The organism is Lysinibacillus sp. G1-3 (assembly GCF_056322905.1).
The window spans coordinates 86,593-107,587 of sequence record NZ_JBWHYQ010000014.1 but is presented as its reverse complement, the minus strand read 5'-3'; the positions used below and the strand labels follow the sequence as shown (position 1 = coordinate 107,587).

Genomic DNA, 20,995 nt, shown 5'->3' with positions numbered 1-20,995 from the left:
AGAGAGTCAACATGAATGAGGAAACATTACAATTATTTAAAACATTAACAGAATTACCAGGTGCGCCGGGTAATGAACATGCGGTACGTGCATTCATGCGTTCTGAGTTGGAAAAGTACTCGGATGAGATCGTTCAAGATAATTTAGGGGGTATTTTCGGTGTAAAGCATAGTGAAGTTGCTGATGCACCAAAAGTGTTGGTTGCTGGTCATATGGATGAAGTGGCATTCATGGTTACTTCTATTACCGATAACGGGATGATCCGCTTTCAAACATTAGGTGGTTGGTGGAACCAGGTAATGCTAGCGCAACGCGTTGAGGTATTTACTAAAAATGGCGCGATTCCAGGTGTGATTTCATCAATACCACCACACTTATTAACAGATGCTGAACGTTCTAAACCGATGGATATTAAAAATATGCTTATAGATGTTGGTGCAGACAATAAAGAAGATGCTATTGCACTTGGCGTTCGTCCAGGTCAATCAATTATCCCTGTCTGCCCATTTACACCGATGGCCAATCCGAAAAAAATTATGGCCAAAGCTTGGGATAACCGCTATGGCTGTGGACTGGCAATTGAATTAATGAAAGAAGTTAAGGGTGAAAAGCTAGCTTCACATTTATATTCAGGTGCGAATGTGATGGAAGAAGTTGGTTTGCGTGGTGCTCAAGTGTCCGCAAATATGATTAAACCAGATTTATTTTTCGCCCTAGATGCTTCACCTGCAAATGATATGTCAGGTGAAAAAAATCAATTTGGTCAGCTTGGAAAAGGGACATTATTACGTATTCTTGACCGTACGATGGTTACTCATAAAGGCATGCGTGAGTTCATCTTAGATACTGCTGAAACGAATCATATTCCTTATCAATATTTTGTATCACAAGGTGGTACGGATGCAGGACGTGTGCACACAGCGAATGACGGTGTTCCTAGTGCAGTAATTGGAGTTTGCTCACGCTATATTCATACGTCTGCGTCGATTATTCATATTGATGACTATGCAGCTGCAAAAGCTTTAATTGTGGAACTAGTGAAAAATGTAGATCGTTCCACATTAGCAACGATTCGCGCTAATGTGTAAAAAAGACATCCGTTTGAAATAAGTTAATAGATGCCTTTAGGGGCATCTTTTTCTATGCAAAGAAAGAGGTATTAGAAAATGAACATAGCTATTGGTACAACAAACAAAGCAAAAACAGAGGCTGTTGAAGTTATAGCTAGAAAGTATTTTGATAAACCAATTTTCACTTGCGTTAAAGCTGCATCGCAAGTATCGGATCAACCGATGACCCATGAAGAAACACGCTTAGGCGCAATAAACCGTTCGAAAAACGCAATCGATGAGACGGGTGCCCAATTATCGTTTGGATTAGAGGGTGGAGTGACTGAAATTGATGGTGTGATGTATGTTTGCAACTGGGGAGCTCTTACAGTATCAAATGGCACAACTTATACAGGTTCGGGCGCACAAATTATATTACCAGAAGAAATTGCCCAGGAAATAAGAGCAGGGAAGGAACTTGGACCTGTAATGGAGCAATATACACAACGTCGGGATATCCGACAAGGTGCGGGAGCTGTAGGTATTTTTACGCAAGGATTAGTAAGTCGTCAGATGATGTTTGAACATATAGTTTCACTCCTTATTGGTCAATATTTATTTTCATTAGCGCATGAGTAGTGTCAGTTAATTAGTAAAAATGGAATAGTGAAGTTGCATAATTGATAAAGCTTTTTTAAAATAGAAAAAGGTTAGCAATGAAAGGAAGAAGAATATGTCTTTTACATCGGTGAGAGTTGTTGGCTTACTACTTCTACTTTTGGGGCTTACTGGTTGTAATCTATCGGTTGATGAACAAATTCAAGATGGACTTCAAAATATGAAGACCGTTTTTGCAGAACAACCAGAGGAGCAAACAGATCGTATTGGGGATGTAGAATTATACTTACCTTCAAACTTTAAAGTTGACGACAGTTCAGATGCATATAATATATTAGTAACGAAAGGAAAAGAGCGTTATATTCTTTTCATTAATGATCGTGAAGATGCAGATAGTAAACTATATTACAATCTATTAAAAGCTGATAGCTCAAAAAACATAATCGAAGAAAATACTTATGAAAAGAATGGTATTTTCGGCTTTGCGGCTGTTTTAAAAACTGATAATGAGAACGAATTTGAGCTTATTGTTAGTAATGGTGGTGTAAAAATGACGACCATTTCGCACGCGGAACATATTAAAGATAATCTACACGAGATGACGAAAATCGTTCATTCGGTTAAGATTAAATAATTGGATAGTTTTGAACAGAGCGGTTCACAAACATGTGAGCCGTTTTCTCTTCATTCGGCATATTTTAAGCTACAATAAAGGAACTCAGTTTATAAACGTCACATCCAGTGACGTTATCTGCGCAACAGTGCTGAACCTAAATTGATTTGGAAGAAAGGATGTGAACTAGGTGAAACAAATTAAATCAGAACAACTTGTGTCCCTATTAAAACAACAATTGAATGAGGAAAAGTTTGATTTTGAATTTGACAAAAAGTACGATAAATTACGTCTAAACCATAAAAAAATTGGTAAAGGGATGGAGCTTTCCCTGCCAGGCATTTTAGCCAAATATAATGACAAGCAGGGGGCTGCAATCGATGAAGTCGTTTATACAATCGAGCAAACCTTTAATGCGATGGAGCGAGAGATGGAACAAGGATTCCAAGCGACTACAAAAATTTACCCAGTTATTCGTGCAACATCCTACCCTCAAGCCTCGAAGGAAGGGCATGTATTCATCACGACTGAACATACAGCTGAAACACGTATTTTTTATGCGCTTGATTTAGGAAAAACTTATCGTTTTATTGATGAATCCATGTTAGAGGTACTACAATTAACAGTAGAGCAAGTTCGTGACATGGCACGATTCTCTGTAAAGCAACTACCAACAGTTTATAAGAAAGATGAAGTTGCAGGGAATGTTTTCTATTTTGTTAATGCTAATGATGGCTATGATGCAAGTCGCATTTTAAATGAAAGCTTTTTGAAAGAAATGCAGACTAAAATTGAGGGTGACATGACGTTATCTGTGCCACATCAGGATGTATTAATAGTAGGTGATATTCGTAATGAAACAGGGTATGATGTATTAGCACAGATGACAATGCATTTCTTTGCTGTCGGTACCGTACCGATTACGTCATTATCTTTTATTTATGAAGATGGGGAACTAGAACCAATCTTTATATTAGCAAAAAATAGAGTTAAAAAGGAGCAAGAAAAACAATGAATATATTTTACAACAAAGAGCATGTAGGCGATGTATTGCTAGTACAATTAGCGACAGAATCAATCGTTAAAACAAAGGTAGAGCGTGCAGGTGATATCGCTATTTTAAAGGAAGCACAAACAGGAGAAATTAAAGCATTTAATTTATTTAATGCTAGTAACTATATACAAACTGAAGCACAAGGTTTAGTTGAAGTTACTCCAGAATTAGTTGCACAGCTAGAGACAGCTATTACAAAAAACGGAGCTGAAATCAGCTTAGATGTAGATTTTTCTCCAAAATTTGTTGTGGGCTATGTAGAAACAAAGGACAAGCATCCGAATGCTGATAAACTAAGCATTTGTGCTGTAAACGTAGGTGACGAGACATTACAAATCGTATGTGGCGCACCAAATGTGGAGGCGGGCCAAAAGGTTGTCGTAGCGAAAATCGGTGCAGTAATGCCTTCTGGAATGCTTATAAAAGAAGGTAATTTACGAGGAGTTGAATCATACGGTATGCTATGTTCAGCACGCGAATTAGCAATACCAAATGCACCTTCTGAAAAAGGGATTTTAGTATTACCAGAAGATGCAACAACTGGTGGTGCGTTCGAAGCGCCAACTAAATAAAGTCTTGGAAAACACGGTTTAGCTTTGCGAAAGTAAGCGATAACTCAATTTAAACCAAGGTCGAATTGATTATATGTACTTAAAATCGTTATGCTACTAATATGCTAGTAACATAACGATTTTTTTGTCTAGAATGAGCCTCTAAATACAAGTTTCTATTACATTTTTATGGTATGCTTTTTGTTATAGACATTTAACTTCTTTCGGCAAATATTTCCTGTAGCGAAAGCGACAAGGTTTTACCTGTGCGAAAGCGAAGCGGCAGCAAAAATACATGACTGAGTGACCAACGTCGTGTTAGCCCAAAGCCTCCGGCGGATGTCACAGAATTATAGGATGCTAGCCTAAAACCATCGCATCCATGCGATAACGGCTAACTGACCTGCATTGGTAAAAATGCCATGTCCTGTGGCATTACTGAAAGAGCGACATCGTGTCGGCCCTCGTGCAGGCTTAAAACAAAGCCGATTCCGGACGCAATTATGCCGAGGCATAATTGATTTAGTTAATGCTATAAATGAAGTGTAAGAGAAATGAGTGAAACAATGTGAATTGGTTAAAAAAACAAATGGATAAATTTTTAAATAAAGATGACAATGATTACGAATATGAAGAGTTTTATGATGACTATGAAGAAGAACAATCTGAGCAACAAAACTCATTTAAAGAAACAACTGCTGCAAAGCAAAAAACTTTTCGTTTTCCGTTAATTGAGGATGAGGAATTTTCAGCTCCACCATCATTAAAAGAAGCATTCAATCAAATGGACGATGCATCCTCCGGACAAATTGAAGATTTATCGCTACCGAGGCATTTAAATAATCATATTGTAGATTCAAGTGTGTATGATATTGAGGTTTCAGGTATTCGAGAACTATTAGCAAATCGAACGAAAAGAACAGGTAGAACGACGATTACGCGAAGTCAGCCTCAACCGGAGAATCGTTCGAAAGCAAGTCTGGTTTTTCGAGATGCGCAAAATGAATTGCCTACTACACCTAAAGAAACGAAGTATCCATCAGAAAAAACAGATGAAAGTGATTTGCAGGCTAATCGCAAACGTTTTGTACCAACTGATGTTCCGTCACCAGTCTATGGTTTTACTAAGCCGAGCCCAATTGAACAACTATTAGAGAAACGGAAGGAAGAGCACGACAAAAAAGAGTTAGAAATACCTACAGCAACTGAGTCTATAAAAGAAGCGACAACAAATGAGGCTATTGAAAATATACTGGAAGTAAAAGAGCCTATTAGCGCAGAGCAAAAAGAAGGACCTGAACAGTTAGAAATCCCTGAAACAATTGAAGCATTTACTAATAAACCGATTACTTTTGAAGATAAATTATCAGACGAAACCAATCATCCTAATGATAAAACGACAGCGGAATTACCTGTACCGCTAACAACTTCTTTTGCCGTAGAATTTGAAGACCAAGTGAAAGAAGCTGTTCAGCAAGAGCTGAATATTGAACATCTTCCAGTTGATCAATCAGAAATTCATGTGAAAGAAGTAGTTGTAGAACAAGTACAAATCGAAAATTCCACCATCCATATTGGTGAAGTTACAGTAGTCCAGCCATCCGTGAATGAAGAACGTGAGCAAGATATATTGCAAGAACAATCTGTAGAAGAGCAACCGGAAGAAAAGAAAGTAAAAAGTGGTGGCGTTCCATTCAATGTTTTAATGCTTAAAACAGATAAAGAGAAATGGAGAATTCGACAGCAATTAAAAAATACGATGCCGACCCCTACAATTGTTGAAAAGGATCGAGAGGAACAGGCGCCTTCTTCTGAGCCGTTTCATTTAGAGGAAGAACATCGATTAGTACCATCCAATGAAGATAAGATTCAACAATCTATACATTTAGAAATTAGCGAGTTAGAGATGGATGATACAGTAGCACCACATTCGTCGAAGGAAGACGAGGTTTCTATTCCAAATACTGCTCCATTCAATGCTACAACAGAAAGTGTGTCGGTCATTTCAATGGCACCAGTTGCATCAATGTCGAACGTTTCGACATTAGAAAAGACTGTGATTGAAGTTGAAAGCTCCGACGAAATTTCAGCGACTACAGAAAAGGAAGTAGAAGTACCTACTGAAAAGGAAATGGAAGCAACTATCGAAAAGGAAGTAGAGGTACCTATTGAAAAGGAAATGGAAGCTACTACCGAAAAGGAAGTAGAAGTACCTACTGAAACGGAAATGGGAACGACTACTGAAAAGGAAGTAGAGGTAACTAACGAAACGGAACTAGAATCAACTACTGAACAGGAGCTTACTACCGAAAATGTAGTGATTCCCGAGAAGAATTATGTTGATCTAGAAGAGTATCCAGAACAATCTTCTAAATCAGATGAAACATCCGTGGAAAATCAAGTGATGGAAATGCCTCAAAAACCTGTGCATGTGTATCAAAAGCCAGATGATGAGTTTTTAGAGCCACCTGAGGAAAAAACACAGGATACTGAGTGGATGGAGCAACAGGGAGATACGTTAGTCGAAGCTTTGTCTTATTTCCAAGTCTCAGCTCAAATAGAATCGATTATGCAAGGACCTGCCGTGACGCAATTTGAAATAACAGTGAGTCATGGTACGAAGGTTAGTAAAATCCGTAATCTATCAGATGATTTGAAGCTTGCATTGGCAGCGAAAGATATCCGCATCCAAGCGCCGATTCCTGGGAAGAGCTCAATTGGCATTGAGATTCCGAACCGTGTATCTCGCGCTGTTCGATTATCGGAAGTGACAAATAGTGCTTCTTTCCTTGAGTCAGATTCACCGTTAGAAGCAGCATTGGGTCTGGATTTAACAGGGAAGCCTGTAACCATTGATTTACGAAAAATGCCACATGGTTTAATTGCCGGAGCTACAGGTTCTGGTAAATCAGTTTGTATTAATTCAATTTTGGTTAGCTTGTTATATAAAGCTGCACCACATGAATTAAAACTGATGCTCATCGATCCTAAAATGGTAGAATTAGCACCGTTTAATCATATTCCACATTTAGTTAGCCCAGTCATCACAGATGTTAAAGCGGCTACAGCTGCACTGAAATGGGCAGTGGAGGAAATGGAGCGTCGTTATCAGTTATTTGCTCATGCGGGTGCACGTGATATTACACGTTATAATGCAATTGCGGATAAAAATAATGAACATAGCTTAAAATTACCGTATATTCTAATTGTCATTGATGAATTAGCAGATTTAATGATGATGTCTCCTGCAGATGTAGAGGAGGCCATTTGTCGTATTGCGCAAAAGGCACGTGCTTGTGGTATCCATTTAATTGTTGCAACTCAAAGACCTTCTGTTGACGTTATTACAGGGCTTATTAAATCAAATATTCCTACACGTATTGCTTTCGCGGTATCTTCACAAATCGATTCGCGTACGATTTTAGATGGGCAAGGTGCAGAAAGGTTACTTGGACGGGGCGATATGTTATATTTAGGCAATGGTATGTCTGCTCCAGTGCGTTTGCAGGGTACATTTGTGACAGATGATGAAATTGAAGCGATTATTGAGCATGTTCGTGAACAAGGAGAGCCAGATTATATATTCGATCAAGAGGAACTTTTAAAGAAGACGGAAGTTTCGGCTGAGCAAGATGATCTGTTTGAGGATGTATGTCGATTTGTTTATGAGCAGGGCGGTGCTTCTACTTCCTTGATTCAGCGCAAATACCATATTGGTTATAATCGTGCTGCTCGTTTAATCGATATGTTGGAATCACATGGTTTTGTGTCTGAGGCAAGAGGCAGTAAACCGAGAGAAAGTTATATTACAGAAGAAGATTTAATTGCTATGTTTGAATAAGAATTGTATTGTTTTCGTATAGATTATCTTAATTACGTCGAAATTAGTTTTTTTAGAAAAGTTACACATTTATCCTTATGCATAAATAGTGCTATAATAGACAAGATGTGTTGATTAGTACGTATTTTTTAGTACTACCAAAGGTATTAATACCTAATAATTAGTGAAAAAATACGTTACACCTAATAGATGATAGAAGGGATATTGAATTCCCGGGGGGTTTAATTAATGACAGTTTTTCATTTCACAGGCATTAAAGGTTCTGGCATGAGTTCACTTGCACAAATCTTATTTGATGCTGGTGAACAAGTACAGGGCTCAGATATTGATAAATATTTCTTCACGGAACAGCCGTTACGTGAGCGTAATATTTCAATTTTTTCATTTAATGCAGATAATATTAAAGAAGGTATGACAGTTATTGCAGGGAACGCATTTCCTGATGATCATCCCGAATTAGAGCGTGCACGTGAAATCGGTGTAGAAGTTATTCGTTACCATAAATTTTTAGGTGAATATATCGGTAATTATACGTCGATTGCTATTACAGGTGCACATGGTAAAACATCTACGACAGGCTTAATGTCTCATGTTGTAGGTGGTTATAAGCCAACTTCTTATTTAATCGGTGATGGAACAGGAGCTGGGCATGAAAATGCTGACTTCTTTGTAATGGAAGCATGTGAATACCGTCGACACTTTTTAGCTTACAATCCCGATTACGCAGTAATGACTAATATTGATTTTGACCATCCTGACTATTTTGCAAACATAGAGGATGTATATTCAGCCTTTCAAGCATTAGCATTACAAGTTAAAAAAGCCATTATTGCTTGCGGTGATGATGAACATTTACAACGTATTCAAGCGAAAGTACCCGTTGTTTATTACGGATTTGGGGCTGAAAATGATTTTGAGGCTCGTAATGTTGAAAAAACAACAAAGGGTACAAAATTTGATGTATTTGTCCGCAATGAATTTTATAGTACATTCTTTATCCCGTTGTTTGGCGATCATGCGGTATTAAATACTTTAGCTGTTATTACACTTTGCCAATATGAAGGTATTTCACCAGACATCGTTCAAGAACGTTTAAACACATATAAAGGTGTGAAAAGACGTTTTACAGAAACGGAAATTGGGAATAATGTTTTAATAGATGACTATGCACACCATCCAACTGAAATCCGTGCAACGGTTCAATCGGCACGACAAAAATTTCCGGATCGTGAGCTAGTAGCTATTTTCCAACCACATACATTTACACGTACACAAGCTTTTTTACAGGATTTCGCAGATAGTCTAAGTCTTGCAGATACAGCATATTTATGTGATATTTTTGGCTCTGCAAGGGAAACACAAGGCGCACTTTCAATCCAAGATTTAGCGTCTTTAATTGAAGGCAGTGCAGTGATTACCACTGAAGGAATCGATGTGTTGACAAAGCATAAAGGCGCAGTATTTTTATTTATGGGCGCTGGCGATGTTCACAAATTCCAAGATGCTTTTGAAGACGTGCTAAAGAACAACGAAACAGCTTAGTCCGCAAGGAATAAGCTGTTTTTTCTCAAAATGAGAAGGGATTCCGTTTTTTTTGTCGAAAATAAGGAAATGAATAGTAAAGAGAATTTGTACTTGCAGGAGGTCTAGTTATGGAAGTTATTTTGTATATTGCAGCAATCATCGCAGCAATCGGTTTTTTAATTTTTTGTGTGAGTGTAGGAATGACATTAATTTCGCTCAAACCAATCCTTAACAGTTTAGCAGGAACATTATCAGGTATAGAAGGTCAAATGGAAGGTATTACACGTGAAACGACTTCCTTACTAACTAAAACAAATAGCTTGGCAGAAGATATTCAAGAAAAATCTGAACAGTTAAATTCTGTTGTTCATGCAGTCAAAGGGATTGGCGACTCTGTGAATGGTTTAAATAAATCTGTACAGCAAATTACTTCTTCAATTTCTACAAGTGTGGAACAAAATGAAGAAAAAATTGCTCAGGTTGTTCAGTGGAGTAATGTCGCAATCGGCATTGCTGATAAGTGGAAAAAACGTAAAATTATCGAACAAGCCAATGAGGCGATTCAAGATGATGTTTATCCTTTTGAATCAGCGCAAACTGAGAAATCGAAAAGAAAATGGGGCCGTAAAAAATAATTATTGTTCGGTAGGCGTTAATGCCAGCTGAATAAAAATAAAGTCTTAGGCATAAGTTGAAGAATGCATCCGCAAAAGCAGATGGACAACCAGTCTAGGCAAATTAGATAATAAGATGGGGAGGAATTGTTGCATGACAACTCAAAAGCCGAATTTTAATGAAGTGAAGGAACAACAACTTGAAAGTTCATTGCCGCAGCTTTATCATCCGCAAGAATCGATTTATGAAGAGGAGCGAGTGAACATGAAGGATTTCGTTATTGGTGCATTAGTTGGGGGTATAGTAGGTGCAGCTGCTGGCTTATTACTAGCTCCGAAATCAGGAAAAGATTTACTTAGCGATGTAGCAGTACAAGCTGTTAACTTAAAAGATAAGAGTGCAGATTTCTCGACAACTGCAAAAGATAAAACCGTTCAATTATCTAAACAAATTCAAGAACAATCTACACAATTAGTAGAGAAAGTAAAAACATTAAAATCAGCAAAGGCACCAACTGTTTTTGACGATGGTACTGTTTCTTTCGAGGGTGAAGAGCCACTGGAGGATTTCATTCCTAGCGAAGAACCTGAAGCACAGGATGCTAGTGAAAATAAGGAACAAGCTGAAGAAAAAAGTGAAGAAGTTCGCGCGTAATAGATAAAAGGGATACGATACATCTGACAACGATGTATCGTATCCCTTTTTTTTAAGATATAGGCGCTTTTTCTAGTAAAATTTCTAGTTTATCTCCACCGAAAATTTCCATATCGAAGGTTGCTGGTTGACCATTTCGTAAAATTGTAAAATTACCTTTAAAAGTAGTAGGCAGTTGCCAATTAGAGAAGCGGAACACATCCTGGTATATCCAACGACTTCTGTCTTTCTCTTTAAATGAAATAGCGGCCCCATTTGGAACGGTTGAATGAGGTGATACCACTACTCGATTAACGAGAACTTCGTTAGCCATTTTTTTTAGCTCTACTACCTCGTTTTGGAAGTGTATGATGATTTTATCCTCAAGTAAAACACTCATTTGGTCAGCAATCCGTTGAACGGTAGGGTATGTTTGTTGCTGAAATGTAAGTACATCACCATCTTGTACAGCATATGACATTTTTGATGGTTTACCATTAATCATTAAATGAGCTGAAAAATCTGGTAAATAAAGTGGCTTTCCATCCACTTGAATATAAAATGACTCAAATTGTTTTAATAACGCCCAATTATTTGTGCGCTTAAATACATCCTCGACTGTTTCAGCTATTTCAAACATCACAACATCTCGATCATTTAATGCACTATCGAGTGATGCAGGGGAACCATTAACAGTTATTTGTGGCTCAATTACATATTTTGTTTCTTGAATCGTAACGGTTTTAATGGCAGCATCATCTACAATATCTCTCACCGTAGCATTAGCTTGCTGACCGTCTTGACCTTCAATTAGCTGGATGGCATCACCGGTTTTAATCATCGTTTTAGTGGATGCTTGGTGGCCATTCACTAAAATTTCTGCCGGTTGACCGTGACCACCAGGAATGAAAATATCTTGTCCATTTACATTCACTGATAGTCCATGCCCTGGTTTTCCATATAACTGCTTTGCTCGAATATTGGCTGCTAAAAATGCATCAGCAACAGTCATTTCTTTTAATTCAAAAAGGCGCACTACTTGTTCATTGACAGTTAGACTCATATATTGAATAGGCGTTTTTTTTGCCGCAATGGCAATACCAATTGGAGTCACTAATTCAGGAGATGCTTTAATATGATCTTCCTTTGTTAAGTTTTGAATAGCGTCAATCCCTCGAACAGCAATGCGATTGGCAGGTAAATTTAGTTTAAGTCCAAGTTCAGTTGTAAGTTTGGGTGTTAAGCTACCTCCACCAACAAGCATTACCGCTTTAGGAGCTGACTGATTATTAAGACGTAATATTTCTTCTCCAATGGCTTTCGCCAGTTGCTTGACAGCAGGATCAATTGCTTGAAGAACTTCCTCTTTCGGATAATATTGATCAAAGCCTAAAATATCCTGAATTAATATTTCTTCTGCTGTTTGCAGTTGTCGTTTCGCTTGTTCGGCAACTGGGAAGTCGAGTAAATAATGGTCACTTAATGCTTCTGTTATTTCATCACCAGCTGTTGGTACCATGCCATACGCGACAACAGTACTTTTATCGGTAATGGCAATATCAGATGTACCAGCACCAATATCAACTAACGCCACATTTAAACGACGCATCGTTGGGGGGATAAGCACGTTAATAGCTGCAATAGGTTCTAATGTTAGTGCATCCATCTCTAAATCCGCCCGTTTAAGAGCCGCGATAAGTGATTCTACGACAACTCTTGGCAAGAATGTAGCAATCACTTCAATTTGTGCTTCATCGCCTTGCTGATCGAGTAGGCTACCAATCTCTTCTCCATCTAAACGATAGTATAGAACTGAATAACCAACACAATAATAGTGGCTTATTTTAGCATCATCTTTGTGTTGAAGGAGCTGTTGTTGTGCCTGTTGAACAGCTTGTAGTTCTAAACGGCTTATATCCTCTTCTGTAAAGATTGGCCGATTACGAATATTGATTGTCACGCTTGCTTGTTCTGTTTTCAAAGAGCGACCAGCGGCAGCGACACTCACTTTTGTTAAAGGACCATGCTTCTCTTCAAGTTGATGTTTAATTTCATTGATTAAATCTGCCACATACATGACATTATGTATTTGACCATCTACCATGGCGCGTTCTTTATGTTCTTTTACTAAAATGTCTTCCACGTGAAAGTGGTCATTATCTTCTGCTAAAATAATTCCTACTACAGAACGTGTACCGATATCAAGTGCAAATAATTTTGAACTCAATGTACTCGCTTCCTTTCTCGTAATATGTTAATATAATTATATAGTTTAGCGAGTTGAAGCGCTAAATTAAAAATACGTGACATTCTGTGCAACATTGATTATAATGTTGCTATTATCTAAAAATGTAACATACATTTCAGAGTTCTGAAAGTGTCTGTCATTAGGAGAGGAGCAAGAAAGCATGAGCCAAAAAGATTTAGAAAGCTTACGTAGTCAAATTGACGGTTTGAACTTAGAAATTCTTCGTCTAATTAACGAACGAGCAGCAGTAGTTGATGAAATCGGTAAGATTAAAGAAAAACAAGGTGTGATTCGCTATGATCCATTGCGTGAACGACACATGCTTGATCTTATTAAAGAACACAATCAAGGTCCATTAAACCAAATGACGGTAGATTATATATTTAAACAAATTTTTAAAACAGCTTTAAAACAACTTGAAGCAGACAAGAAAAAAGAGTTACTTGTATCACGCAAGAAAAAATCAGAAGATACTGTCATTAATATAAATGGGGAGCTAATAGGACAAGGAAAACCATCTTTCGTATTTGGACCTTGTGCTGTAGAGTCATACGAACAAGTAGCAGCGGTAGCAGAATCTATTAAAGCAAAAGGTGAAAAATTAATTCGTGGTGGTGCTTATAAGCCACGTACTTCTCCATATGACTTCCAAGGTCTAGGGTTAGAAGGACTTAAAATTTTAAAACGTGTGTCAGAGGAATACGGTTTAGGCGTTATTACGGAAATTGTTACACCAGGTCATTTAGAGGAAGCATTAGATTACATCGATGTTATCCAAATTGGTGCACGTAATATGCAAAACTTCGAATTATTAAAAGCAGCGGGTGCAACAAATAAACCTGTCCTTTTAAAACGAGGCTTAGCAGCGACAATAGATGAATTCATTCACGCAGCAGAATACATTATGTCTAAAGGAAATGAAAACATCATTCTTTGTGAGCGTGGTATTCGTACTTACGAAAAAGCAACACGTAACACATTAGATATTTCTGCTGTACCAATTTTAAAACAAGAAACGCATTTACCAGTATTTGTAGACGTTACGCATTCAACAGGTCGTCGTGATTTACTATTACCATGTGCTAAGGCGGCAATTGCTATTGGAGCTGATGGCGTCATGGCAGAGGTGCATCCAGATCCATCTGTAGCACTTTCAGATTCACAACAACAAATGGATATTCCAACATTTGATGCGTTCTACCAAACACTACAAACTTTCATGAAGAACCATGAAATCAATGCTTAACCTTTTCTCAGCAATTATTTTCTGTACCGAAAGCGTAGCGACAGGTACAGAAGTCCCCCACCTCTAGAGCAGGTGAGATAGAATACAGATTTAAGTTACTTTTCAGCGGGTGTTCAAACACCCGCTGAAATAGAGGAACTCAGTCTAAAAACGCCACGTCCTGTGGCAACGGCTGAATGACCAACATCGGTGTTGTGTTGTTGTCGCTTTGCTTTCGCATAGACAAAAACACGATGCTGCCGCTACGTTAGCGCTACGCTTTCGCGCAAACGTCTGTTGGTCCAAAGCTGATTCCAGACATAAGTTGTCGGGGCATAATTGATATGTTGATAAACACCGCTTGCTTTAATCGGCAGGTGGTGTTTACTATATAGTGACAAAATAATGTCTAGAAGAGTACTACTTGTACTTGGTTTTTCTTTGCATATACATACTGCTTCTTGAAAAGAATATGAAAATTATCGTATGATAAGGCTATTAAAGGAAAAAGGGAGGCACGTACGATGACTGTTACAATTTATGATGTTGCAAGAGAAGCAAATGTTTCGATGGCAACTGTCTCTCGTGTAGTCAATGGTAATCAAAACGTAAAACCGGCAACACGAAAAAAAGTATTAGAAGTAATTGAACGATTAGAGTATCGTCCAAACGCAGTAGCGCGAGGATTAGCAAGTAAGAAAACAACAACAGTTGGCGTGATTATCCCGGATATTGCAAACAATGTTTATGCGGAGCTGGCACGTGGTGTTGAGGATATTGCAACAATGTATCGTTACAATATTATTTTAGCCAACTCAGACCAACATGAAGATAAAGAGCTTCAGCTACTGGATACAATGCTGGGGAAACAGGTTGACGGTATTGTCATGATGAGTGATGAAGTAACTGAAAAAATGCAACAAACTATGGATCATTCTCCTGTGCCAATTGTACTTGCAGGTTCAGTAGATGAATCACAAACAATTGCGACTGTTAATATTGATTATTACCAAGCGGCTTATGAGGCGGTTACATTACTTATTCAAAATGGTCATAAGCGAATCGCTTTCGTAACAGGTCCGCTTTCGTATACTATTAATGGAAAATTCAAACTTGCAGCTTATAAAAAAGCCTTACAAGATGCAGGTTACCCTATAGATGAATCACTAATCGCTGCAGATGAATCGAGCTATGATATGGGCTTAGAGGCGTGGGAAACATTATCCTCACTTGAAAATCCTCCAACTGCTTATTTTGCAGGTAGTGATGAATTAGCAATTGGATTGATTCATGGTGCACAGGATGCAGGCAAAGATGTACCTGAGGATATCGAAGTAATTAGCTTTGAAAATTCAAAATTAGCTCGCATGGTTCGTCCACAGCTAACAAGTGTCGCGTTACCACTGTACGATATCGGAGCTGTCGCAATGCGCTTGCTGACAAAATTAATGAACAAAGAGCCTGTTGAGGACGAAGCGGTTATTTTACCGCATCGTATTGAACATCGACAATCTGTCAAAAGTAAATAACGATACTTAACACGTAAATCTGTTTAAGGATTTACGTGTTTTTATATAGACGTATAGATGACTAAGAGCAAACGAAAAGCCCCACGATAGTCGTGAGGCATAGTGTTAAGCGCGGTTCTCATTGCGAATAATATGTAGCGCTTTGGTTAGCATTTGCGTGTTTTTTTCTTCGATTTCAGTCTTTCTAGGGATTGGTTCATATAGTGGATTTGGGTCCTCCCAAGTTGGAATAAAAGGCACTGGTGATTCAGGCTGCCATCGATCTAACCATGCTTGAGGGAGGGGTCCTGTCGGTAATTGCTGATCTGTCATTTCAAGCCAAAGCATAGACCATGCGCGAGGCACAACGCGCCAAATATCGTAGCCTCCACCGCCAACAGCAATCCATTTCCCCCCGCAATATTCATGTGCTAATTTATGTGCAAGTTTTGGAATTTCCCGATAAATGTTCATTGTCCCATATAAATGTGTTAATGGATCAAAAAAATGTGCATCTGCGCCGTTTTGTGTTAGCACAACATCCGGCTTGAAAAATTCAAAGACTTCTCGCATAGCTTTTTCATATATTTCTAGGAAACTCTCATCTTCCGTAAAAGCATCGATTGGAAAATTAAAAGAAGTGCCATAACCCTGTCCATTTCCACGTTCCGTAATATTACCAGTTCCGGGAAAAAGATAACGACCTGTTTCATGAATAGATAATGTGCAAACATCTGGATCTTCATAAAAACTCCATTGTACTCCATCCCCATGATGGGCATCGGTATCTACATAAAGTACACGAGCATTGTATTTTTTCTGCAAATAGCGAATGGCTACAGAACTATCGTTATAAATACAAAAACCTGATGCACGGCCACGGAAGCCATGATGTAGCCCTCCACCTAGATTGAGGGCGTGCTCGGCCTTTCCTTCCATAACATAATCGACAGCTGTTAACGTTCCACCGACAAGCTGTGCACTTGCTTCATGCATATTTTTAAAAATGGGTGTATCTTCAGTACCGATGCCATAGCTTTCACATTGTGCCTCTGAAAGCTCGCCATGACCTGCTCTTTTAACGATATCAATATATTTTTGATCATGTGCAAGTAAAAGCTCTTCCTCTGTAGCGACACGAGCTGGAACGATATCAAAATCAGTAAGAGCATCAATATTCTTTAGCAAATCCATTGTAAGTGTCAAGCGTTTATGATTGAAAGGATGAGTATCTGAAAATTTATATCCGAGTTGCTCTGGCGAGTAAACAAATACTGCTTTTTTCATTGTAATGAAACACCTGGTAAATTTGGCCATAATACATCAAAGCCTTCTTTACGAAGTTTTTCAATCATAGCTAGTGGATTCAGGGTTTTTACTCGGACACTTAATATTTTATTTTGCGTATTTTCAGAGTCAGGATAAACTAAGACACTTTGGACATTTGCATGATGTTCGCTAAAAATTTTTGTAACTTCAAATAATATTCCTGGCGTATCGGCTACACGAATTTCAATTTTTGAGCCAGGTTCAGTGGCGCCTGTTAACTCTATATATGTATAGAGTAAATCTGTAGTAGTTACAATCCCAACTAATTTCCCTCCTGAGACAATGGGTAAACATCCTATTTTGGATTCATAAAAAGTAAGAGCTACTTCTTCTACGAAATCAAGTGGATGACCGACAAGTGGATTTTTAATCATAATTTCTTCCACTTTTGCATTAAAAACTGGAGAGTTAGGTTCATCCCGTAATGAGGAAGGTAAAGCCTCTTTTATATCTCTTTCTGTGATAACCCCGAGAACGTGATGTTCCTCATCTACAACTGGCAAATGACGTACTTTTTTCTCACGCATTAATTTCAGTGCTTCAACGACTGTATTTGTCGGAGCCAGTGTGTGAGGCTCATCATTCATAATTTCTTCTACGATCATATACTCATCCCCTTGTGTTGGTTTTAATACATGAAGCGATTTCTAAAACGAAGTCTATCAAATCTTTCCATTGTCTCAGGGGGCACGCGTTTTCCTTCACGTGCCATCAAGCAGTTAGCAGGATGTGATGTAATTTCAGGGTCATCTGTAGCAAAATATTCGAAGTTGGCAGAGCCCATCATTTTCTCCATCATTTTGCGATAATCCCAAACATTTAAACCGGTCCCTTTTAAGTCCCAATGCCAATAATATTCGGTAGTGATAACAAGATAATCTTCCATTTCATCTCCCATAAAAGACACGGCTAGTAGTGCCTTGCCAGCACCTGTACCACGATATTCTGGAACGACTTCAATAGCACCTAGCTCAATCATGTTATCAATTCGATCTTCCGCCCATCGCTCAAGTGGATCGGGATATAAGTAAGTGACGTAGCCTACAATAATGTTTTCATTTCGAATAATAATAATTCGTCCTTCAGGAAGCCCTGCAATTTCTATAATGGCTTGCTGTTGTTGCTTTGGAGGTCTAAAAGCAACCAAGCCTTCGTGGAATGAATATGTAGCTAATTTTTCTGGAGGAACAGGTCCTTCCACATACACAGTACCATGCTTTGTTTCCTTTGTGACAGAAAAAAAAGTTCTTTTATGTTCCATGATTACACCACCTGAGTTTAATAATTCCATTATAGCTGATTTCCTGCGGAAAAACGCTATTTATTGCAAAATATACCTGTGTTTTTAGAAAAATGAAAATATTAAGACATTCTTGGTGAATTCGTGTAAAATATATGTATATTGCAACTGTTATTCAACAGATGAATGCAGTGTGAATAAGCATTCGCTGATTTTATACTACCTAAACTGTTGTATAACAATTGCTGCATAACGTATTTGTCTTTGGGGGATGGTGGCGGATTTTGAAGAGGGAAAATGATGAAATTATGATTTGAAATTTGCTTACTAATGTACTAAGGCGATAGCAAAGAGAGGGGTAGTTTCATGGGGATGAAAATGTTGGAGAAGTTGAATGCTTTACCGGGACAATATAATTTGCTTGATTATGAAAAAGCTGCGGCAACACATGATTGGGCAGAGACAGAAAAGGGATTTAGTTGGTATGAAACAGGGCTTGTGAATATGGCATACGAGGCAATTGACCGTCATACGGAAACGCATCGGAAAAACAAAGTTGCACTTTATTTTAATGATGGAAAACGTAAAGAGGCTTATTCTTTCAATGAAATGAAGAAGCTGACAAATAAAGCTGCAAATGTTTTTAAGGCAGCAACAAATTTAGAAAAAGGTGATCGATTATTTATTTTTATGCCCCGTTCACCGGAGCTTTATTTTTCTTTATTAGGCGCTTTGAAAATGGGCGTAATCGTAGGGCCGTTATTCGAGGCATTTATGGAAGGTGCTGTTTATGACAGACTTGCAGATAGTGAAGCTAAAGTATTAGTGACAACACCGGAGTTACTTGAACGTGTACCTTTAGAAAAACTACCACATTTGCAGCAAGTCTTTTTAGTAGGATCTGATATAGAGGAAACAACACAAATTTTAGATTTTAATAGACGCTTGAAAGAAGCATCTTCTCAATTTGACATTGAATGGGTGGACAGAGAGGATGGTATGATTCTTCATTATACGTCTGGATCAACAGGGGTACCAAAGGGAGTATTACATGTTCATAATGCAATGCTTCAACAATATCAATCAACACAATGGGTATTAGATTTGCGTGAAGACGATATTTACTGGTGTACGGCTGATCCAGGATGGGTGACAGGCACGGCATATGGCATTTTTGGTCCATGGTTAAATGGTGTCACAATGCTAATTGTAGGTGGAAGATTTTCACCACAAGCTTGGTACCAAGCTATTGAGGATTATAGTGTAACAGTTTGGTATAGTGCACCAACTGCTTTCAGAATGTTAATGGGTGCTGGCAGTGGTATGCTTGAGAACTATGATCTATCTTCGGTACGTCACATTTTATCTGTTGGTGAGCCGTTAAATCCAGAGGTCATTCGTTGGGGGACGGATGAGCTAGGTCACCGTATTCATGATACGTGGTGGATGACAGAAACGGGTGCGCATATGATTTGTAACTATCCTTCTATGGATATTAAGCCAGGTTCAATGGGTAAGCCATTACCAGGTATTTATGCGACGATTGTTGATGACGCTGGTAATGAAGTACCGCCTTTTACAATGGGAAATCTAGCAATCCGACGTGGTTGGCCAGCGATGATGCGTCAAATTTGGGGAAATCCAGAGCGTTATGAATCCTATTTCTTAAAAGGTGAATGGTACGTGACTGGGGACTCTGCCTATATGGATGATGATGGTTACTTCTGGTTCCAAGGGCGTGTAGATGATGTTATTATGACAGCTGGTGAGCGGGTAGGTCCTTTCGAGGTAGAAAGTAAGCTACTAGAGCATCCTGATATCGTCGAGGCAGGGGTGATTGGCAAACCAGATCCTGTACGAGGTGAAATTATTAAAGCGTTTGTATCCTTACGTGAGGGTGTAGAACCTTCAGATGCATTGACTGAGGATATTCGTAATTTTGTTAAGAGGGGCTTATCTGCACACGCAGCACCTCGTGAAATCGAATTTAAGGATAAGCTACCAAAAACACGCAGTGGTAAGATCATGCGTCGAGTGTTAAAGGCGTGGGAGTTAAATTTACCAACTGGTGATTTATCTACGATGGAAGATTAAGACTCAAATAAATTTTTAATATTTTATATAATATTTTCACGTCCAGTTCATAAAAAGAAGGCGGAAATTCATTCGATAAGTGAATTTCCGCCTTCTTTTAACTTATTTCAGAAGTAGAGGGTATCATTTTTTCTTCTAAGTTTGATCATGTCGCCCATATAGCCGATACACCTTTACAAAAAATTGATTATGGGGCTTTAGAGAAATTTGATGTTGTTTTTACAAGTACGCCTTCAGGGGTGACAAGTGAGCTATTACCTCCGCTGGTAGGAAAAGGTCCTAAATTAATAGACTTGTCTGGTGACTTTCGTTTACAAGATCCAGTGAGCTATGAAGCGTGGTACGGTAAAAAAGCGGCACCATTGGCAATTATTCAACAAAGTGTATATGGCTTAACCGAATGGAATGCAGAAAATGTTCAACATGCTTCTCTTATCGCAAATCCAGGGTGTTACTCAACAGCGGTATTACTTTCGCTGTTACCGTTGCTAAAAGAAAGATTGATTGATTCGAGCTTTTTAGTGATTGATGCAAAAAGTGGGATTTCAGGAGCCGGAAATAAACCATCGCAAACAACGCATTTTAGCGAGGCGAGTGAAAGTTTATCCATCTATAAAACGAATGCACATCAGCATATACCAGAAATTGAGCAGGCCATTTCAATGTTTACAGGGGTCGATACAACCATATCTTTTAGCCTACGAAGTGTAGCTGTTATGCTCTTAGCTTACATGGCTAACAATCGAGGTGTTACCTCATTTTTATCAATAGTAAAAGGGAACTGCACCATAGATCCATTTATTTTTAGTTGTTTGCTTTTTGAAGAGACATTTTGTACAGTGGTAGCATAACA

At 38.4% G+C, this 20,995-nt stretch carries 17 protein-coding genes; 13 read left to right on the top strand and 4 right to left on the bottom strand.

Going from position 1 to position 20,995, the window contains the following annotated elements:
• The first annotated feature begins 11 nt into the window (after nucleotides 1-11).
• From ACVYAD_RS16135 to ACVYAD_RS16095, 9 genes are all read left to right on the top strand, one after another.
• Nucleotides 12-1,088: a M42 family metallopeptidase gene (locus tag ACVYAD_RS16135; RefSeq protein ID WP_349659152.1), complete on the top strand. Its 1,077-nt coding sequence runs from the start codon at nucleotides 12-14 to the stop codon at nucleotides 1,086-1,088.
• A gap of 78 nt (nucleotides 1,089-1,166) precedes the next feature.
• Nucleotides 1,167-1,688 carry a DUF84 family protein gene (locus tag ACVYAD_RS16130; RefSeq protein ID WP_476427126.1) on the top strand — a complete coding sequence of 174 codons (522 nt, stop codon included), beginning with the start codon at nucleotides 1,167-1,169 and terminating at the stop codon, nucleotides 1,686-1,688.
• Between the two features lie 94 nt (nucleotides 1,689-1,782).
• Nucleotides 1,783-2,301 carry a hypothetical protein gene (locus tag ACVYAD_RS16125; RefSeq protein WP_476427125.1) on the top strand — a complete coding sequence of 173 codons (519 nt, stop codon included), beginning with the start codon at nucleotides 1,783-1,785 and terminating at the stop codon, nucleotides 2,299-2,301.
• Nucleotides 2,302-2,470: 169 nt separating this feature from the next.
• The gene (locus ACVYAD_RS16120) at nucleotides 2,471-3,295 is read left to right on the top strand and encodes a DUF1444 domain-containing protein (protein ID WP_349659155.1); all 825 of its coding nucleotides are present in this window, start codon (nucleotides 2,471-2,473) and stop codon (nucleotides 3,293-3,295) included.
• Nucleotides 3,292-3,906, top strand: a complete 615-nt coding sequence (gene ytpR, locus ACVYAD_RS16115) for a YtpR family tRNA-binding protein (protein WP_476427124.1) — start codon at nucleotides 3,292-3,294, stop codon at nucleotides 3,904-3,906. Before ACVYAD_RS16120 ends, ytpR begins: the two co-directional genes overlap by 4 nt.
• Before the next feature lie 547 nt (nucleotides 3,907-4,453).
• Nucleotides 4,454-7,726 (top strand): DNA translocase FtsK, encoded by a 3,273-nt coding sequence (locus tag ACVYAD_RS16110; RefSeq protein WP_476427122.1) that lies wholly within the window; start codon nucleotides 4,454-4,456, stop codon nucleotides 7,724-7,726.
• A gap of 228 nt (nucleotides 7,727-7,954) precedes the next feature.
• Nucleotides 7,955-9,268, top strand: coding sequence for a UDP-N-acetylmuramate--L-alanine ligase (gene murC, locus ACVYAD_RS16105; RefSeq protein ID WP_386830353.1), 1,314 nt, complete (start codon nucleotides 7,955-7,957; stop codon nucleotides 9,266-9,268).
• Between the two features lie 110 nt (nucleotides 9,269-9,378).
• On the top strand, nucleotides 9,379-9,885 hold the full coding sequence (locus ACVYAD_RS16100; RefSeq protein ID WP_349659159.1) for a DUF948 domain-containing protein: 507 nt from the start codon (nucleotides 9,379-9,381) through the stop codon (nucleotides 9,883-9,885).
• A 133-nt stretch (nucleotides 9,886-10,018) separates the two neighbouring features.
• Nucleotides 10,019-10,519, top strand: coding sequence for a YtxH domain-containing protein (locus ACVYAD_RS16095; RefSeq protein ID WP_349659160.1), 501 nt, complete (start codon nucleotides 10,019-10,021; stop codon nucleotides 10,517-10,519).
• Between the two features lie 52 nt (nucleotides 10,520-10,571).
• Here ACVYAD_RS16095 and ACVYAD_RS16090 read toward each other — a convergent pair whose 3' ends face one another.
• Nucleotides 10,572-12,725 carry a cell division protein gene (locus ACVYAD_RS16090; protein ID WP_476427121.1) on the bottom strand — a complete coding sequence of 718 codons (2,154 nt, stop codon included), beginning with the start codon at nucleotides 12,723-12,725 and terminating at the stop codon, nucleotides 10,572-10,574.
• Between the two features lie 181 nt (nucleotides 12,726-12,906).
• Here ACVYAD_RS16090 and ACVYAD_RS16085 point away from each other — a divergent pair, with 181 nt between their 5' ends.
• Together ACVYAD_RS16085 and ccpA are read left to right on the top strand one after the other, a co-directional pair.
• Nucleotides 12,907-13,992, top strand: a complete 1,086-nt coding sequence (locus ACVYAD_RS16085) for a bifunctional 3-deoxy-7-phosphoheptulonate synthase/chorismate mutase (protein WP_197144650.1) — start codon at nucleotides 12,907-12,909, stop codon at nucleotides 13,990-13,992.
• 503 nt (nucleotides 13,993-14,495) lie between these two features.
• Nucleotides 14,496-15,500, top strand: a complete 1,005-nt coding sequence (gene ccpA, locus ACVYAD_RS16080; RefSeq protein ID WP_349659162.1) for a catabolite control protein A — start codon at nucleotides 14,496-14,498, stop codon at nucleotides 15,498-15,500.
• A 105-nt stretch (nucleotides 15,501-15,605) separates the two neighbouring features.
• Here the strand turns inward: ccpA and ACVYAD_RS16075 are convergent, their stop codons facing one another.
• Genes ACVYAD_RS16075 through ACVYAD_RS16065 form a run of 3 tightly spaced genes read right to left on the bottom strand, consistent with a single transcriptional unit; the run spans nucleotide 15,606 to nucleotide 18,069 of the window.
• Nucleotides 15,606-16,766 carry an acetoin utilization protein AcuC gene (locus tag ACVYAD_RS16075; protein ID WP_476427120.1) on the bottom strand — a complete coding sequence of 387 codons (1,161 nt, stop codon included), beginning with the start codon at nucleotides 16,764-16,766 and terminating at the stop codon, nucleotides 15,606-15,608.
• Nucleotides 16,763-17,413, bottom strand: a complete 651-nt coding sequence (locus ACVYAD_RS16070; protein ID WP_386830347.1) for an acetoin utilization AcuB family protein — start codon at nucleotides 17,411-17,413, stop codon at nucleotides 16,763-16,765. Before ACVYAD_RS16070 ends, ACVYAD_RS16075 begins: the two co-directional genes overlap by 4 nt.
• Nucleotides 17,414-17,436: 23 nt before the next feature.
• The gene (locus ACVYAD_RS16065; RefSeq protein WP_476427119.1) at nucleotides 17,437-18,069 is read right to left on the bottom strand and encodes a GNAT family N-acetyltransferase; all 633 of its coding nucleotides are present in this window, start codon (nucleotides 18,067-18,069) and stop codon (nucleotides 17,437-17,439) included.
• 345 nt (nucleotides 18,070-18,414) lie between these two features.
• Here ACVYAD_RS16065 and acsA point away from each other — a divergent pair, with 345 nt between their 5' ends.
• On the top strand, nucleotides 18,415-20,142 hold the full coding sequence (acsA, locus tag ACVYAD_RS16060) for an acetate--CoA ligase (RefSeq protein WP_476427118.1): 1,728 nt from the start codon (nucleotides 18,415-18,417) through the stop codon (nucleotides 20,140-20,142).
• A 104-nt stretch (nucleotides 20,143-20,246) separates the two neighbouring features.
• A complete protein-coding gene (locus tag ACVYAD_RS16055) occupies nucleotides 20,247-20,993 on the top strand; it encodes an Asd/ArgC dimerization domain-containing protein (RefSeq protein WP_476427162.1) in 747 nt (248 codons plus the stop codon).
• The last annotated feature ends 2 nt before the right edge of the window (nucleotides 20,994-20,995 follow it).

What these genes read in the sequence shown, in the direction of transcription:
- ACVYAD_RS16135 (WP_349659152.1), top strand. Translation starts at nt 12, where the DNA reads ATGAATGAGGAAACATTACAATTATTTAAAACATTAACAGAATTACCA.
- ACVYAD_RS16130 (WP_476427126.1), top strand. Translation starts at nt 1,167, where the DNA reads ATGAACATAGCTATTGGTACAACAAACAAAGCAAAAACAGAGGCTGTT.
- ACVYAD_RS16125 (WP_476427125.1), top strand. Translation starts at nt 1,783, where the DNA reads ATGTCTTTTACATCGGTGAGAGTTGTTGGCTTACTACTTCTACTTTTG.
- ytpR (WP_476427124.1), top strand. Translation starts at nt 3,292, where the DNA reads ATGAATATATTTTACAACAAAGAGCATGTAGGCGATGTATTGCTAGTA.
- murC (WP_386830353.1), top strand. Translation starts at nt 7,955, where the DNA reads ATGACAGTTTTTCATTTCACAGGCATTAAAGGTTCTGGCATGAGTTCA.
- ACVYAD_RS16100 (WP_349659159.1), top strand. Translation starts at nt 9,379, where the DNA reads ATGGAAGTTATTTTGTATATTGCAGCAATCATCGCAGCAATCGGTTTT.
- ACVYAD_RS16095 (WP_349659160.1), top strand. Translation starts at nt 10,019, where the DNA reads ATGACAACTCAAAAGCCGAATTTTAATGAAGTGAAGGAACAACAACTT.
- ACVYAD_RS16085 (WP_197144650.1), top strand. Translation starts at nt 12,907, where the DNA reads ATGAGCCAAAAAGATTTAGAAAGCTTACGTAGTCAAATTGACGGTTTG.
- ccpA (WP_349659162.1), top strand. Translation starts at nt 14,496, where the DNA reads ATGACTGTTACAATTTATGATGTTGCAAGAGAAGCAAATGTTTCGATG.
- ACVYAD_RS16075 (WP_476427120.1), bottom strand. Translation starts at nt 16,766, where the DNA reads ATGAAAAAAGCAGTATTTGTTTACTCGCCAGAGCAACTCGGATATAAA.
- ACVYAD_RS16070 (WP_386830347.1), bottom strand. Translation starts at nt 17,413, where the DNA reads ATGATCGTAGAAGAAATTATGAATGATGAGCCTCACACACTGGCTCCG.
- ACVYAD_RS16065 (WP_476427119.1), bottom strand. Translation starts at nt 18,069, where the DNA reads ATGGAACATAAAAGAACTTTTTTTTCTGTCACAAAGGAAACAAAGCAT.
- acsA (WP_476427118.1), top strand. Translation starts at nt 18,415, where the DNA reads ATGGGGATGAAAATGTTGGAGAAGTTGAATGCTTTACCGGGACAATAT.